This window comes from Actinoplanes couchii, assembly GCF_016862075.1.
GTDB classification, from domain to species: domain Bacteria; phylum Actinomycetota; class Actinomycetes; order Mycobacteriales; family Micromonosporaceae; genus Actinoplanes; species Actinoplanes couchii.
In genome coordinates this window covers 1-12,797 of sequence record NZ_BOMG01000108.1, presented here as the reverse complement: position 1 = coordinate 12,797, position 12,797 = coordinate 1, and the positions used below count along the sequence as shown (strand labels likewise).

Genomic DNA, 12,797 nt, shown 5'->3' with positions numbered 1-12,797 from the left:
ATAATTTCTGGTACGACTTTGCGGTGCCCACCGTCACCCTGTTCGCCGCCGTGCTGTTGCTCGGTGTCGCCGATGCGATGGTGGGGTCGTACATCATTCTGTTCGGTGCTGACGCGGTCGGATTGACGCCGCTGCAGCTCGGGGTGTGGTCGTCGGTGTATGCGCTCGGCGGGATCACGATCAGCTGGTGGCTGGGGCGCTCGTTCGATCGGAGACCGGCCCGGCTCTACGTGGTTGTCGTGCTGGTCCTGGGGTCGGCGGGGTATCTGCTGCTGCCCCAGGTGTCGAGTTTCGTCGTGCTGCTGCTGATGGCCGCGACGGTTCTCGGGGCGCTGGGTGCGGCGTACCCGCAGATGTTCGCCCTGGGTGCCGGTGTCGCCGGGCCTCGGGCTACACCGGTGCTGCGGTCGGCGTGGTCGCTGGCCTGGGCCGGTGGTCCGCTGCTCGGGGCGCTGGTGTTGTCCCGGGGTGGCTGGTCATGGCTGATGTGGGCGGCCGCCGGGGCGTTCTTCGCCACCGCGCTGGTGGTGCTGGCGGTGCCGCGGCCCGGGCCGGTCGAGGCGGCCGGGTCGACGAAGGGTGACACGCCGGTCCTGGTCACCGTCGGGGTGATGCTGTTCTTCACCGCGATGTTCGCCGGTGGGCTGGCCCTGCCGCTGTTCGTCACCCGGGAGTTGCACCAACCGGCTTCGGCGATCGGGGTGCTGTCCAGCGTGTGTGCCGCCGTCGAGGTGGTGGCGACCCTGGCTCTGGCCGCGGTGCCGGTGCGGTGGAGTCAGCGGGCGGTGATCCTCGGCGGGTTCGGGTCGTTCGCCGGCTATTTCGCATTGACCGTGGTCTCCCCCGGCATGCTGATGCTGGTGCTCGGGCAATTTTTGCGGGCCGCCGGGATCGCGATCGTCGGGACGGCGGGAATCCGCTATTTCCAGGAACGGCTCGCACCGGCTACCGGGCGGGCGACCACGTTGTTCTCCAATGCTTCGACCACCGGCCTGTTGATCTCGGGGATTCTGGCCGGGGCGGCTGTCGAACACCTCGGCTACCGGGCGACCCTGCTGTTGTGCGGGGCGGTGGCCGGGGTGGGTGGGGTCGCGTTCGCGGTGGGCTCGGCCCGTGAAACCCGTGAAACCCATGAAGTCAGTGAAGTCAGTGAAGGGCGTGAAGGGCGTGAAGCCGATGGATAGGCCCCGGCTTGCCGATGCGCCCGTTGACGTGCGGGCCGCGGTGGCGGATCTGCTGGGTGGGCCGATCGTCAGCGAGCGGCCGGCCGACGCCGGTTTCACTCCGGCGATCGCCTCGGTCGTGAACGACACGCTGTTCGTCAAGGCGGGACCGGTCGGTGAGGGTCTCGGCGAGGCGGTGCAGGCGGGTGTGGTCCTGGCTCCGGCGGCCGGTGCGCTGGCCCCGCGGCTGGTCGGTTCCGCCGTGCTCGGTTCGTGGCGGATGGCAGCATACGAGGTGGTCGAGGGCGAGACGGTGACCCGGTGGGAGGCCGCTGACCTGCCCCACGTCCTGCGGGCCGTGGCTCGGCTGCGGGATCGGGCGGCGCCGTGCCGGGTGCCCGGTGTCACCCCGTACACGCAAAGCTTCCTGCCTTTGCTCGGCACCTGGCAGGCGCTGGCCGGGCGGACCGGCGGCATCGCCGTGGATCATCTCCGCGGACTGACGCTGCCGGTGGATCTGCCGCTCGAACTGCTGGCTGATCTGGAAAGCAGATGGATCGACGCCCTTGCGCCCGGAACCGCTCTGCACCACGGTGACCTGCGGCGCGACAACGTCATACGGGAACCCGATGGATCACTGCGGATCGTGGACTGGACACATCTGTGGACGGCGCCGGGCTGGCTGGACCTGGTGCGGCTGGCGCCCGACCTGGCCGCGTGCGGTCACGACCCCGAGCGGGTGCTGCGGAGTTCCTGCTGGTCGGATGCGCCCGCCGACGCGGTGAACGTGGCCCTGGCCGGGCTGGCCGGCCGCGCCTGGCGCGAGTGGCACCTGTCTGGCCTCCCCCGGCTCCGGCAGATGCAGCAGGAGCAGGGCACGCACACGCTGCGGTGGCTGGCGGCGCGGCTCAGGTGAACGGGCCGCGGCCCGGCTCAGGGGAACGTCGCGGGCGGCAGCTGGGCGAGGTTGGTGATCGCCCGCGGCGGGAAGTCCGGCCAGATGTCCCGGCGGGTGTCGTGGCGGCGGTTCAGGTGCTGGTCGAGGAAGTGCTGGGTGCGGCGCAGACCGTCGATCCCGGTCGCGGTGTCGATGGCGCCCTCGGCGATCGCGTCGGCGTATTCGTCCAGGTCGAGAACACGGTACGGATGGTCCGGCGGGCCGACGATCACGTCGATCCAGTGGTCGTCGACGTGCACCACGTCGCCCTCGTCGGTGACCCGGACGAGATCGCAGTACCACCAGCCCCGCTGCTGTTCCGGAAAGGTCACCGCCTGGTTGATCTGGAATCCGGTGTCGAGCAGGACAAAACTGCGTTGTTGCAGGATCACGCCGTTCCACGGAAAGGCCCAGTCATAGACGATCGCCTTCCCGTCGCGATATCCGGGCGCGCGGACGGCGCCGTCCCGGACGACGGTGACGGATACGGGTTGCGGGCCCGGTTCGGGAGTCATAGCGTGTTTCTGTACACGACTGGCGCGGGTGGGCTGACCACCGGGGAGTGCAGCCGGAGCATCGACCGCCTGGGTGCTCCTCATCGAGCACGATGAGGAGAGTGTGATCGTGGTTCATCGACTTCTGCACCTGTCCGACACGCATTTGCGGCATCCGCAGGTTGATGCCGCGGCGGCCGTCGACCGTGTTCTTCTCGACGTGGCTGATCAGGCGGGATTCGACGCGGTGATCGTGTCCGGGGATCTCGCCGACGACGGTTCCGCCGAGGGCTGCGCGATCCTGCTGGAGAAGGTCGGCACGTTCGCCCGGGAGCGTGGGATCCCGCATTTCTACTGCACCGGCAATCACGATTCCCGGGAGGCGTTCCGGGAGGTCTTCGGCAGCGGGCACTTCAACAAGGATGTCCGTACGGGGCCGGACTGCTCCGCCGTCAGCGAGGTCGGCGGGCTGCGGATCGTCACGCTGGACAGCCTGGTGCCCGGCCGGATCCACGGCCATGTCAGCGACGACCAGCTGGAGTGGCTCGGTTCGGAGTTGGCCACTCCCGCCCCGGCCGGCACGGTGGTCGTGTTGCACCACCCGCCGATCGCCCCGGCCGCGCCGGTTCACCTCGGCACGATCAACCTGCGTAACGCGGCGGCGCTCGGGGACGTCATCGCCGGCACCGACGTGCAGGCGGTTGTCACCGGCCATTTCCACCTGCAGTTGTCCGGCTTCCTGCGGGGTGTGCCGGTGTGGGTCGGCCCCGGCGTGGTGTCCCGGATCGACCTGACCGCCGCGGACCACTTGGTCCGTTTCGTTCAGGGCCCGGGCGCGGCCGTCATCGACCTCGGCGGCCCGTACTCCCCGGTCTTCCACACCCTGCACGCCCGTGATCCGCTGGCGGGAACCCTGATCGCCGAGGTCGAGGTGAGCAGCTTCCCGACCGGCGACTGACCTGAGGCTGCCACGGGAGGTCAGGGGCGGGTGGTGGCCGTCCGGGTGTGGGTGCCGTGGAGGGTGGTGTCGGACCGGGTGCCGTCGGTGGTTCGGGTCGTCGTTTGCAGCAGGTCGCCGGTGGACGGGTCGAAGGTCAGGTCGGCGGTTCCCGATTCGTGGGGCACGCGCAGGGTCACCCCGCTGTGGTGCGGGAGCACGGTGGTGCCGGGGATCGTGGCGGCTAGGCGCAGTGCCAGGGCCCGTTCGGGCGGGGTGGATTCGGGGCTGGTGAGGATGCCGGTCAGCGCGGTCCAGCGCAGGGCTGAGCAGTCGGTGGTGGCCGCGTTGACACACAGTTTGCCGATCGCCAAGGTCAGTTTCTTCTCGGTGGCGGGGATGCGGCCGCCGAGGTTGAAGGTGGTGCTGACCGTTCGCGGGCCAGGGTAGGGCAGGCCGGCGGGGAGCGGTAGCTGGGCCCAGCGGGCGGCGGCGTCGGTGGTCTCGCCGTCGAACAGGGTGCGGGCGGCGGTGATCTCTGCTCCGGGACCGCAGCCTGCCTCGGCCGCCGTGGCTGCGGGTGGTTTCGCCAGGGCGACGGTCAGGTGGCCGGTGACCGGGGCCGCGGGTGAACCGGCCGGGGTCCAGGTCCGCACCGACACAGCGGTGATCACGCAGTTCGCCGGGATGCCGGTGACGACCAGGACGGTGTCGTCGCGGTGCAGGTAGCCACCGGTGGCGGTGGTCTGCCGGCCGGCGGCGGTGGCGAGGGAATCGAGCACCTCGGCCGGCGCGGGTGTGCTGGTGGGGGCGGTGACGGGCGGGGGCGACGGTTCCGGCCGGAGGACGAACAGACCCGACAGGCCGACCAGCACCGCCGCGGCGGCGGCCACCGGAACCAGTCGTCGGCGCCGCACCGTGGACGTGCCGTCCGGCGGCTCGGTCTCGGGCCCGAGGGGGCGACGCCGCGCAGTGGACGTGACTTCCGGTGGGCCGGTCTCGGGCCCGAGGGGGCGACGCCGCGCAGTGGACGTGGCCTCCGGTGGGCCGGTTTCGGGGGCGAGAGGGCGGCCGCGTACCGGCAATGGGGTCTGGATGTGTTTGACCAGGGTGTTGAGGGTTTCGCGTTCGTGGGCGGTGAGGTCGTGGGCGTAGTCGTCGTCCCGGTAGGAGGTCATCTCGTTCGGTCCCTTGTCATCGCGGCGAAGAGGCGGTCGCGTACCCGTTTGAGGCGCATCCGGGCGGTGCCCGAGCGGATGCCCAGTTCGCCGGCGGCCTCGGTGACGGTGAGGTCGCGGTTCACCATCAGCTCGATGAGTTCCCGTTCGGCCGGTGGCAGGCCGGGCAACGCGGCCAGGGCCGGTCCGGCCAGGTCGCCGGCGTCCAGGCGGGCGTCGGCGCGGTCGAATTCGTCGACGGCGGGTGGACGGGCCCCGGCGAGCCGGTGCAGGGCCCGGCCCTCGGCTGCCGCCCCGCGCCATCGCATGGCGATCAGGTTGCGGGCGATGCCGAACAGCCAGGCCCGGGGTGGGCCGGCGGCCGGGTCGTAGCGGCCGGCGGATTCGATGGCGGCGATGAAGGTGGCCGCCACCAGGTCGTCGGCGTCGTGCGGGTTGCCCGTCGACCGGGTCAGGTGGCGGGTCAGGGCGCGGACGTGGCGGCGATAGAACTCCTCGATCGCCGCCGGGTCGTGCCCGAGACGTTTCACCAGCCACCGGTCGTCGACCGCCTCGAGATCCTCCGGCATCACACCCTCCCTTTGCGCGACTCCCGCCCGGCGTCACAAGCAACTGCCCGGCGTCACCTGTGACGCGTTCGGGGCCTGGTGCAAAGACCCGGCGAAAACCCACCCCACCACGGAGGTACGCGGGATGTCAGTCGCGTTTGGATATCGACTAGTGTTGATCTCGTTGGGTTCGCTGCTGCTCGCCGGCTGTGCGAACGCCGCCGACACCGGCCCGGAGATCGCCACCGCCCGGTCCGGGCCGCCGGTCACCGGCACGTCCGCGGCCGCCACCGGCGATGCCAAGGCCTTCGTCACCTGCATGCGCGACGCCGGGGTGCAGGTGGACGATGCCAAGCCCGGTCAGGCGTGGCAGATGAAACCGGGCGACAAGACCGACCCGGACTTCCCGGACGCAATGGCCGAGTGCAAGAGCCTGCTCCCGGCCGGTTCCGGCGGTGCGCCCGTGATCAGCGAGGAGCAGCTCACCAGGATGCGGGAATTCGCCCAGTGCATGCGGTCCAACGGCGTGCCCGATTTCGCGGATCCCGGACCGAACGGCTTCGCCAGCGCCCCCAAGGACGCGGCCGCCGCCGAACGCGCCACCAGGACCTGCGGCGCGATCCTGGGCATCGACCCGAACGCGCCGCACCAAGGGTGAGCGGGCGGCGATGGATCACCCGGACGCTGTGGACCCTCGCCGGGCTCGGTGTGGTCGCGGCGACCGCGGTGGTCACCCACGTGGGGTTCGGCGGCAGCGGGCGCCCGGCGGCGGTCGTGGCGTCGCCGGATCCGTTCGGCAGCACGCCGGTGCAACGCGAGACCCTGGTCGAGGAGGCGAGTGTGTCGGCTCAGCTGGGGTTCGGCGCGGCGTCGCCGGTCGCGAGTGTCACCACCGGGGTGCTGACGTGGCTGCCGGGGACCGGTGACGTGGTGCGGCGCGGCGAGGCGGTGCTGCGGGCCGACGAGAAGCCGGTGCTGCTGATGTACGGGCCGCTGCCGATGTACCGGCGCCTGGTCAAGGATCTCAAGGGCGCGGACGTACGGCAGTTCGAGGAGAACCTGTACGGGCTGGGTTATCGCGGCTTCACCGTGGACGAGGAGTTCACCGACCTGACCGTCGCGGCGGTGAAGCGGTGGCAGAAGGATCTGGGGCTGGCGGAGACCGGCGCGGTGGAGACGACGGCGGTGATCTACGCGCCGGGTGCGCTGCGGGTCGCCGGGGGGACGGCCCGGATCGGTGGGACGGCAGCCGGTGATCTGCTGTCCTGCACGGGTGTGACGAAGGTGGTGACGGCGGCGGCCGAGGCCGCGGACCGGGCCTGGGCGGTACGCGGGGCGAAGGTGACCGTGGAGCTGCCGGACGGTGGTGACGTGGCGGCCACGGTGTCGTCGGTGGGCGGCGACGTGACGGTGCCCGCCGACGGTGCGGCGGCGCAGCCGGGGGCGGGGGCCGAGGCGACCGTTCCGGTTCTGCTGCGGATCAAGGACCAGGAGAAACTCGAGGCGTTCGACTCGGCGCCGGTGCAGGTGCGCTATGTCGTGCGGGAGCGTAAGGACGTGCTGACCGTGCCGGTGGCCGCGTTGCTGGCGCTGGCCGAGGGTGGTTACGGGGTGCAGCCGGCCGGTGCGGGTGGTGCCCGGACCCTGGCGGTGGAGGTGGGGCTGGTCGCGGGGGGCCGGGCCGAGGTCACCGGTGCGGGCCTGGCCGAGGGGCTGCCGGTGGTGATTCCGCAGTGAGCGCCGTCCGGTTGGAGCGGGTGTCCAAGACGTACCCGGGTGGGGTGACCGCCGTGCGGGAGGTGGACGTGAGTGTGGAGTACGGGGAGCTGGTGGCGGTGATCGGCCCGTCCGGGTCCGGGAAGTCGACGATGCTGCAGCTGATCGGCACTCTGGATCGGGCGTCGGCGGGGCGGGTGCTGGTGGACGGCAAGGACGTGTCGCGGTTGCGGGACGCGGCGCTGGCTGCTCTGCGGGCGTACCGCATCGGCTTCGTCTTTCAGCAGTTTCACCTGGCCGCGGGGGTGCCGGCGGTGGACAACGTGGCCGATGGGCTGCTGTACACCGGGACGTCGCGGCGGGAGCGGCGTCGCCGGGCCGAGGCGGCGCTGGAGCGGGTGGGGCTGGCCGGGCGGGCCGGGCACCGTCCGCATCAGTTGTCCGGTGGGGAGCGCCAGCGGGTGGCGGTGGCCCGGGCGGTGGTCGGTGATCCGGCGATCCTGCTGGCCGACGAGCCGACCGGGAACCTGGATTCGGCGTCCGGGGCGGCGGTGCTGGGCATTCTGGGCGGGTTGCACGAGGCGGGCACGACGGTGGTGGTGATCACCCATGATCTGGGGGTGGCGGCGTCGGCGCAGCGGCAGATCCGGATGAGTGACGGCCGGGTGGTCGTGTGAGGAGCCGGTTGCGGGCCGCGGACGTGGTGCGGGTCGGTGGGGCCGGGTTGCGGGCGCATCCTCTGCGGGTGGTGTTGTCGGTGCTGGGCATCGCGATCGGGATCGCCGCGATGCTGGCCGTGGTGGGTATCGCGGCGTCCGGGCGGGCCGAGGTGGATCGGGCGTTGCGGGCGATGGGCACCAATCTGCTGACCGTGACGCCGGGGAAGACGATCACCGGGGCGCCGGCGCCGTTGCCTGCCGAGTCGGTGGCGATGGTGCGCCGGATCGGGCCGGTGACGGGGGCGTCGGCGACCGGGACGGTGGCCGCGGCGGTGTATCGCAACGAGTTCATCCCGACCGGGCAGACCGGCAGCATCGAGGTGCTGGCCGCGCAGCCGGATCTGTTGGGCATCGTCGGTGCCCGGGTGGTGCGGGGTTCGTGGTTCACCGAGGCGACGGCCGGGATGCCGGCGGTGGTGCTGGGCAGTACGGCGGCCGACCGGCTCGGGGTTCGGGTGGCCGGTCCGCGGGTGTGGCTGCACGGGATGTGGTTCAGTGTGGTCGGGGTCCTGGAGGCGGTGCCGTTGGCGGCCGAGCTGGACAGTGCGGTGCTGGTCGGCTGGCCGGCCGCCGAGACGTTTCTGGCTTTCGACGGGCATCCGACCAGGATCTACACCCGGTCGGTGGAGACGCGGGTGGCGGCGGTGCGGTCGGTCCTCCCCCGGACCGCCAACCCCGCTGCGCCGTACGAGGTGACGGTGTCGCGTCCGTCGGATGCGCTGGCCGCTCAGCGGGCCACCGGTGAGACCCTCGGCGCGCAGTTGATCGGTCTCGGGGCGGTGGCGCTGCTGGTCGGGGGGATCGGGGTGGCGAACACGATGGTGATCTCGGTGCTGGAGCGGCGTTCCGAGATCGGGTTGCGGCGGGCGCTGGGTGCCACCCGGGGGCACATCCGGTCGCAGTTCCTGATGGAGTCGCTGCTGCTGGCGGTGCTGGGCGGGGTGTCCGGCACGTTGCTGGGGGTGCTGGCCACCGGTGGGTACGCGGCACTGCGGGACTGGCCGGCGGTGGTTCCGGGGTGGGCGATCGGTGGTGGGGTGCTGGCCACGGCGGTGATCGGGACGGTGGCCGGGCTGTATCCGGCGTTGCGGGCCGCCAGGCTGGCGCCGACCGAGGCGCTGGCCAGTCCGTGACGACGCGGGACGGCGGCACGCCCGAGGGTGTGCCGCCGTCATCGGTGCGGGGTGGGATCAGCAGGCGTAGTTGCTGCCGTTGCCGGACAGCAGGTAGTCGTTGATCCAGCCGGAGCGGCCGAGCGCGGGCACGTAGGCCCAGGTCCAGGTCGACCAGCCCTGGTAGGTGTCGCCGGTGGTGTAGCACTGGTACTCGGCGGCGTATCCGCGCAGCGCGTAGTAGACCGGCGTACAGGCGTTGGGGCTGATGTAGTGCGGGCCGGGGCGCACGCCGGCGTCGGTTCCGGTGATGTAGCCGACGGTGCTGTCCTTGTCGGAGTGTGCGTGGCTGCAGCTGGCCAGCGCCGGGGCGGCGGTTGCCGCGACCAGGCCGCCGGTGATCATTCCGGCTGCGCCCAGGAACGCGAAAACGCGTCGTGTTTGCATGAGTCCCCCTCGTGCAGATTCGGATCCTGCGGATGCCGAAATGCTGTGCCGGGGCGCTGAAGATGCACTGAACAGGCGCTGAACAGGCTTCGGGAAGATCTGTCAGGTATTGACATAAATCATTGTTAAAAAAGGGTAAAAATGATCTCACCCGACTGCCATGATGCATGTGCACTGGTCTGCCATGACATCGGGGGATGAATCACGTGACCAGATTATGCATCGAGTTGAAGATTCTCGGGCCATTCATGCTCCGCATCGACGGCCGGGTCGTCCACCCCGGCCAGCCGAAACAGCGCGCCCTGCTGGCCCTGCTCGCCCTCAGCCCCGGCGTGCCGGTGGCGCTGCCGGAGATCATCGACGCGCTCTGGGACCACGCGCCGAGCGCCGGCGCGCGCAATCAGATCCAGGTCTACGTGTCCCGGCTGCGCCAGCAGATCTCCGCGATACCGATCGACACCCACCCGGCCGGATATGTGCTCGACCTGCCGGCCGAATGTGTCGACCTGATCCGTTTCGAACACGCCGTGATCCGGGCCGGGCACCTGATCCGCGACGGTGATCTGGGCGCCGCGGATCAGGTGCTGTGCGAGGCGCTGCGCCAGTGGACCGGCCGGCCGCTCAGCGGCGTGCCCGGCGTCTACTTCGAGCGCCTCGCCGACCAGCTGCAGGAACGCCGGCTGTCCGCCCTGGAGCAGCACGTGCACGTCCGCCTCGGGCTGGTCGAACGCTCCGGCGGCGACTTCGTGGAACTCACCCACAACCTGCGCCCGGCCGTCACCGCCAACCCGCTGCACGAAGGCCTGCGGCACGGCCTGATGCTGGCGCTCTACCACGACGGGCGGCCCGCCGAGGCCCTCGCGGTCTATCGCGAGGGCCGTCAGCGGATCGTCGACGAACTCGGCATCGAACCGGGCCCGCGGTTACGGTCGCTGGAGTTACGCATCCTGCGCGGCGACAGGTGACCACGCGGCCTGCTCTTCTTCGCTGCGCAGGATGCAGAACTCGTTGCCCTCCGGGTCGGCCAGGATCACCCAGCCGCCGCCGTCCGGTTTACGCAGGTCGCCGACCTCGGTGGCGCCCAGGGCCAGCAGCCGGGCCAGCTCCTCGTCGCGGGTGCCCTCGGCCGGGCGCAGGTCGAAGTGGATCCGGTTCTTGCCCTGCTTGACGTCGGGCACCTCGATGAACAGCACCTTGTGCCGGCCGTCCCGGGAGCTGATCAGGCACTCCTCGTGGCCGGGCTCGTTCGGGTCGTCCGGGTCCTCGGCCCAGTCCAGGACGCCCTGCCACCAGCGCGACAGGGTGAACGCGTCGGCACAGTCCACGGTGGTGTGAGAGATGTAGGAGGTCATGACACCATGGTGGGCCGGAACCTCAGGCGCAGTGACGCCGGGGCCCGGGTGAACAGACCGCTCGACTGCACCGGCTCGGCGAACTCGATGTCCTCCATCGCGTCCAGCAGGGCATTCATCACGATCTCCACCTCGGTACGGGCCAGCATCGCCCCGACACAGAAATGCCGGCCCAGGGCGAACCCGGTGTGATTGGCGGCTGCCGTATACGCCTTGCCGAAGTCCAGATCGTCGCGGGTCAGGTCGAAACGGTCCGGGTCGGAGTAATGCCGCGGATCGCGGTTGGCGGCGGCGATCAGGCAGACCACGGTGGCGCCGGCCGGCACCGTGCCACCGGACAGTTCCACGTCCTCAGCGGGCTGCCGCATGATCATCTGTACGGGCGGGGAATGGCGCAACGTCTCGGCGAGCGCCGGGGCGATCAGGGACCTGTCCCGGCGTACCAGAGCCATTTGATCGGGGTTCTGAATCAGATTGACCATCAGATTGGCGATCGCCTTGTCGGTGGTCTCGCCGCCCGCCACCAGAAGCAGACTCACGAATGCCTTGATCTCGTTCTCGGACATCTGCGCGCCGTCGATCTCGGCGGTACACAATGTCGACATCAGATCGTCGCGGGGATCGATGCGGCGCTCGTGGATCCGGGGCAGCAGATATTCCTCCATCTCCACCCGGGTCCGCATTCCCCGCTCGATGATCTCCGGATCCTGGGACAGGTTGGCCAGGAACGCGACGATCGAGGTGTACCAGCGGTGGAACAGGTCGTGGTCGCTCTTCGGCAGGCCCAGCATGTCCACGATCACGTTGATCGGATAGCGGGTGGTGAACTGGTCCACCAGATCCACCTCGCCGGTGTGCCGGAACACGTCCAGCAACTCGGTGGTGTTCTGCCGCATCATCGGCACGAACCGGGTGGTCAGGTCACTGCCCCGGAACGCCGGGGTCACCAGCCGCCGGTGGATCGCATGCTCCCGCCCGTCCATCTGCAGAATCGTGCGCCCGTGCACCGGCTCCAGCTGCCAACTGTAGTTGTCACTGGTGAACACCGGATCCTTGAAAGCCCGCTGGACGTCCTCGAAACGGCTGATCACGTACGCGTTCATCCCCTGGTGGAAGGCGAGTGGCTCGGTCTCACGCAGGGCGGCCCACACGGGCACGGGGTCGGTCAGGCACTCGGGAGACAGGATGTCGGTGACAGTCATCGATTTCCTTCCGTGGAAACACTGACCTCCCCAACGTAGGGCAATTCGCCCGATCTTTCCGTGGTACCGCCTGCCGTCATCGCCCCCACGCCGTGCGGGCCTGTGCTGGGATCTCCCGGAAGGCCGGATTGAATGACCGCGTGATCAAGCTGCAGGCAGTGGTGGAAGTGCCGATGTTCGATGAGGGCCCGGCGCCGTGGCCGGTCGCGGCTGCCGCACCCGGCTCGTGGTTGGTTCTCGATACCGGGTGCACTGCCGATCAGGTGGGTCTGTTCGTGGCGGCCCTCGCCGCGCGGATCGATGTCGCGTCTCCAGGCGGTCGTGATGAGGTTCTGGACGCGCTGCTGGCCGAGGAGGCGCTCATCGTCGCCGGCGGTCTACAGGTGAGTGACACGGAAACCGGAACGGTCGTCGTGCCGGGTTGTTGCAGTGGCCTGGAGGACTGGCGGGAATGGACCGGGGTCCTCACCGGCGATTCGCTGTGGCTGGGGCATGATCCCGGCCCGCACGTCGAGGTCGTCGGCCCGGATCTGCGGGTGTGGCAGGACGGCGGGCCGAACCGTGAGCGGGGCCGGTGGGCCGGGCAGCGAGTCGACCTTCCCTGCCGTGAGCTCCCGCAACTCCTGCTCGACGTCCAGCGGGACCTGGCCGGCTTCCTGAACGCTCTGGCCGACTGGGCTGAGCAGACCGGGATCGGCCCGCGAGGGACAGCGCTGGTGCAGATGATCGACCAGAACTTCGCCGTCACCGCGCCTCTGGAGTTGCCGGCCGGCTGACCGGGCGGTCGTCCCCACCACTGCACCCGCGCATGGGAGATCACCTCGCTGTGGCGCCTGGACGCAGCTCAGCTTGTCGTTTGACCTCCCGGCTCCGCCCAACGTCGCCGCGGACGCACCGCTACGTCATCAAGGGAGACTACAGCGAGTGCTGGCCAGCGCGCTGGGTGTGGACAGCGGCGGGACGAAGCGCGCGTTGCCTGCGGCAGATGAGGA

The 12,797-nt window shown here is 70.4% G+C and carries 15 protein-coding genes and 1 riboswitch; of the genes, 9 read left to right on the top strand and 6 right to left on the bottom strand.

Annotated features, from left to right (window positions below; all coding sequences use genetic code 11):
• The first annotated feature begins 23 nt into the window (after nucleotides 1-23).
• Entirely contained in the window at nucleotides 24-1,184 is a 1,161-nt protein-coding gene (locus tag Aco03nite_RS43775) for an MFS transporter (protein ID WP_203807410.1), read from the top strand.
• On the top strand, nucleotides 1,177-2,079 hold the full coding sequence (locus Aco03nite_RS43770) for a phosphotransferase (protein ID WP_239145930.1): 903 nt from the start codon (nucleotides 1,177-1,179) through the stop codon (nucleotides 2,077-2,079). The genes Aco03nite_RS43775 and Aco03nite_RS43770 overlap by 8 nt, the downstream gene beginning before the upstream one ends.
• Nucleotides 2,080-2,096: 17 nt before the next feature.
• Here the strand turns inward: Aco03nite_RS43770 and Aco03nite_RS43765 are convergent, their stop codons facing one another.
• Entirely contained in the window at nucleotides 2,097-2,615 is a 519-nt protein-coding gene (locus Aco03nite_RS43765) for a ribonuclease FAU-1 family protein (RefSeq protein ID WP_203807397.1), read from the bottom strand.
• Between the two features lie 5 nt (nucleotides 2,616-2,620).
• A riboswitch (ZMP/ZTP riboswitch) is annotated at nucleotides 2,621-2,697 on the top strand.
• A 27-nt stretch (nucleotides 2,698-2,724) separates the two neighbouring features.
• Between Aco03nite_RS43765 and Aco03nite_RS43760 the strand changes: the two genes are divergently transcribed.
• Nucleotides 2,725-3,552: a metallophosphoesterase gene (locus Aco03nite_RS43760; RefSeq protein WP_203807395.1), complete on the top strand. Its 828-nt coding sequence runs from the start codon at nucleotides 2,725-2,727 to the stop codon at nucleotides 3,550-3,552.
• A 20-nt stretch (nucleotides 3,553-3,572) separates the two neighbouring features.
• Here Aco03nite_RS43760 and Aco03nite_RS43755 read toward each other — a convergent pair whose 3' ends face one another.
• Nucleotides 3,573-4,709 carry a hypothetical protein gene (locus Aco03nite_RS43755; protein WP_203807393.1) on the bottom strand — a complete coding sequence of 379 codons (1,137 nt, stop codon included), beginning with the start codon at nucleotides 4,707-4,709 and terminating at the stop codon, nucleotides 3,573-3,575.
• Nucleotides 4,706-5,278 (bottom strand): RNA polymerase sigma factor, encoded by a 573-nt coding sequence (locus Aco03nite_RS43750; protein WP_203807391.1) that lies wholly within the window; start codon nucleotides 5,276-5,278, stop codon nucleotides 4,706-4,708. Before Aco03nite_RS43750 ends, Aco03nite_RS43755 begins: the two co-directional genes overlap by 4 nt.
• 154 nt (nucleotides 5,279-5,432) lie before the next feature.
• On the opposite strand from Aco03nite_RS43750, the gene Aco03nite_RS43745 reads away from it, so the two are divergent.
• The 4 genes from Aco03nite_RS43745 to Aco03nite_RS43730 are packed head-to-tail and all read left to right on the top strand — an operon-like array spanning nucleotide 5,433 to nucleotide 8,825.
• Complete coding sequence (locus Aco03nite_RS43745) at nucleotides 5,433-5,915, top strand: hypothetical protein (protein WP_203807390.1); 483 nt, start codon at nucleotides 5,433-5,435, stop codon at nucleotides 5,913-5,915.
• On the top strand, nucleotides 5,912-6,994 hold the full coding sequence (locus Aco03nite_RS54415) for a peptidoglycan-binding domain-containing protein (protein WP_203807388.1): 1,083 nt from the start codon (nucleotides 5,912-5,914) through the stop codon (nucleotides 6,992-6,994). The genes Aco03nite_RS43745 and Aco03nite_RS54415 overlap by 4 nt, the downstream gene beginning before the upstream one ends.
• Complete coding sequence (locus Aco03nite_RS43735; RefSeq protein ID WP_203807386.1) at nucleotides 6,991-7,650, top strand: ABC transporter ATP-binding protein; 660 nt, start codon at nucleotides 6,991-6,993, stop codon at nucleotides 7,648-7,650. Before Aco03nite_RS54415 ends, Aco03nite_RS43735 begins: the two co-directional genes overlap by 4 nt.
• Nucleotides 7,647-8,825, top strand: a complete 1,179-nt coding sequence (locus Aco03nite_RS43730) for an ABC transporter permease (RefSeq protein ID WP_239145929.1) — start codon at nucleotides 7,647-7,649, stop codon at nucleotides 8,823-8,825. Before Aco03nite_RS43735 ends, Aco03nite_RS43730 begins: the two co-directional genes overlap by 4 nt.
• A gap of 57 nt (nucleotides 8,826-8,882) precedes the next feature.
• Here Aco03nite_RS43730 and Aco03nite_RS43725 read toward each other — a convergent pair whose 3' ends face one another.
• On the bottom strand, nucleotides 8,883-9,251 hold the full coding sequence (locus Aco03nite_RS43725; RefSeq protein WP_203807384.1) for a hypothetical protein: 369 nt from the start codon (nucleotides 9,249-9,251) through the stop codon (nucleotides 8,883-8,885).
• 248 nt (nucleotides 9,252-9,499) lie between these two features.
• On the opposite strand from Aco03nite_RS43725, the gene Aco03nite_RS43720 reads away from it, so the two are divergent.
• Entirely contained in the window at nucleotides 9,500-10,216 is a 717-nt protein-coding gene (locus Aco03nite_RS43720) for an AfsR/SARP family transcriptional regulator (RefSeq protein WP_203807382.1), read from the top strand.
• On the opposite strand, the gene Aco03nite_RS43715 is transcribed toward Aco03nite_RS43720, so the two are convergent.
• Together Aco03nite_RS43715 and Aco03nite_RS43710 are read right to left on the bottom strand one after the other, a co-directional pair.
• Nucleotides 10,190-10,603: a VOC family protein gene (locus Aco03nite_RS43715; protein WP_203807380.1), complete on the bottom strand. Its 414-nt coding sequence runs from the start codon at nucleotides 10,601-10,603 to the stop codon at nucleotides 10,190-10,192. The genes Aco03nite_RS43720 and Aco03nite_RS43715 overlap by 27 nt on opposite strands.
• The gene (locus tag Aco03nite_RS43710) at nucleotides 10,600-11,805 is read right to left on the bottom strand and encodes a cytochrome P450 (RefSeq protein WP_203807378.1); all 1,206 of its coding nucleotides are present in this window, start codon (nucleotides 11,803-11,805) and stop codon (nucleotides 10,600-10,602) included. Before Aco03nite_RS43710 ends, Aco03nite_RS43715 begins: the two co-directional genes overlap by 4 nt.
• A 140-nt stretch (nucleotides 11,806-11,945) precedes the next feature.
• Here Aco03nite_RS43710 and Aco03nite_RS43705 point away from each other — a divergent pair, with 140 nt between their 5' ends.
• Nucleotides 11,946-12,581, top strand: coding sequence for a hypothetical protein (locus tag Aco03nite_RS43705; protein ID WP_239145928.1), 636 nt, complete (start codon nucleotides 11,946-11,948; stop codon nucleotides 12,579-12,581).
• The last annotated feature ends 216 nt before the right edge of the window (nucleotides 12,582-12,797 follow it).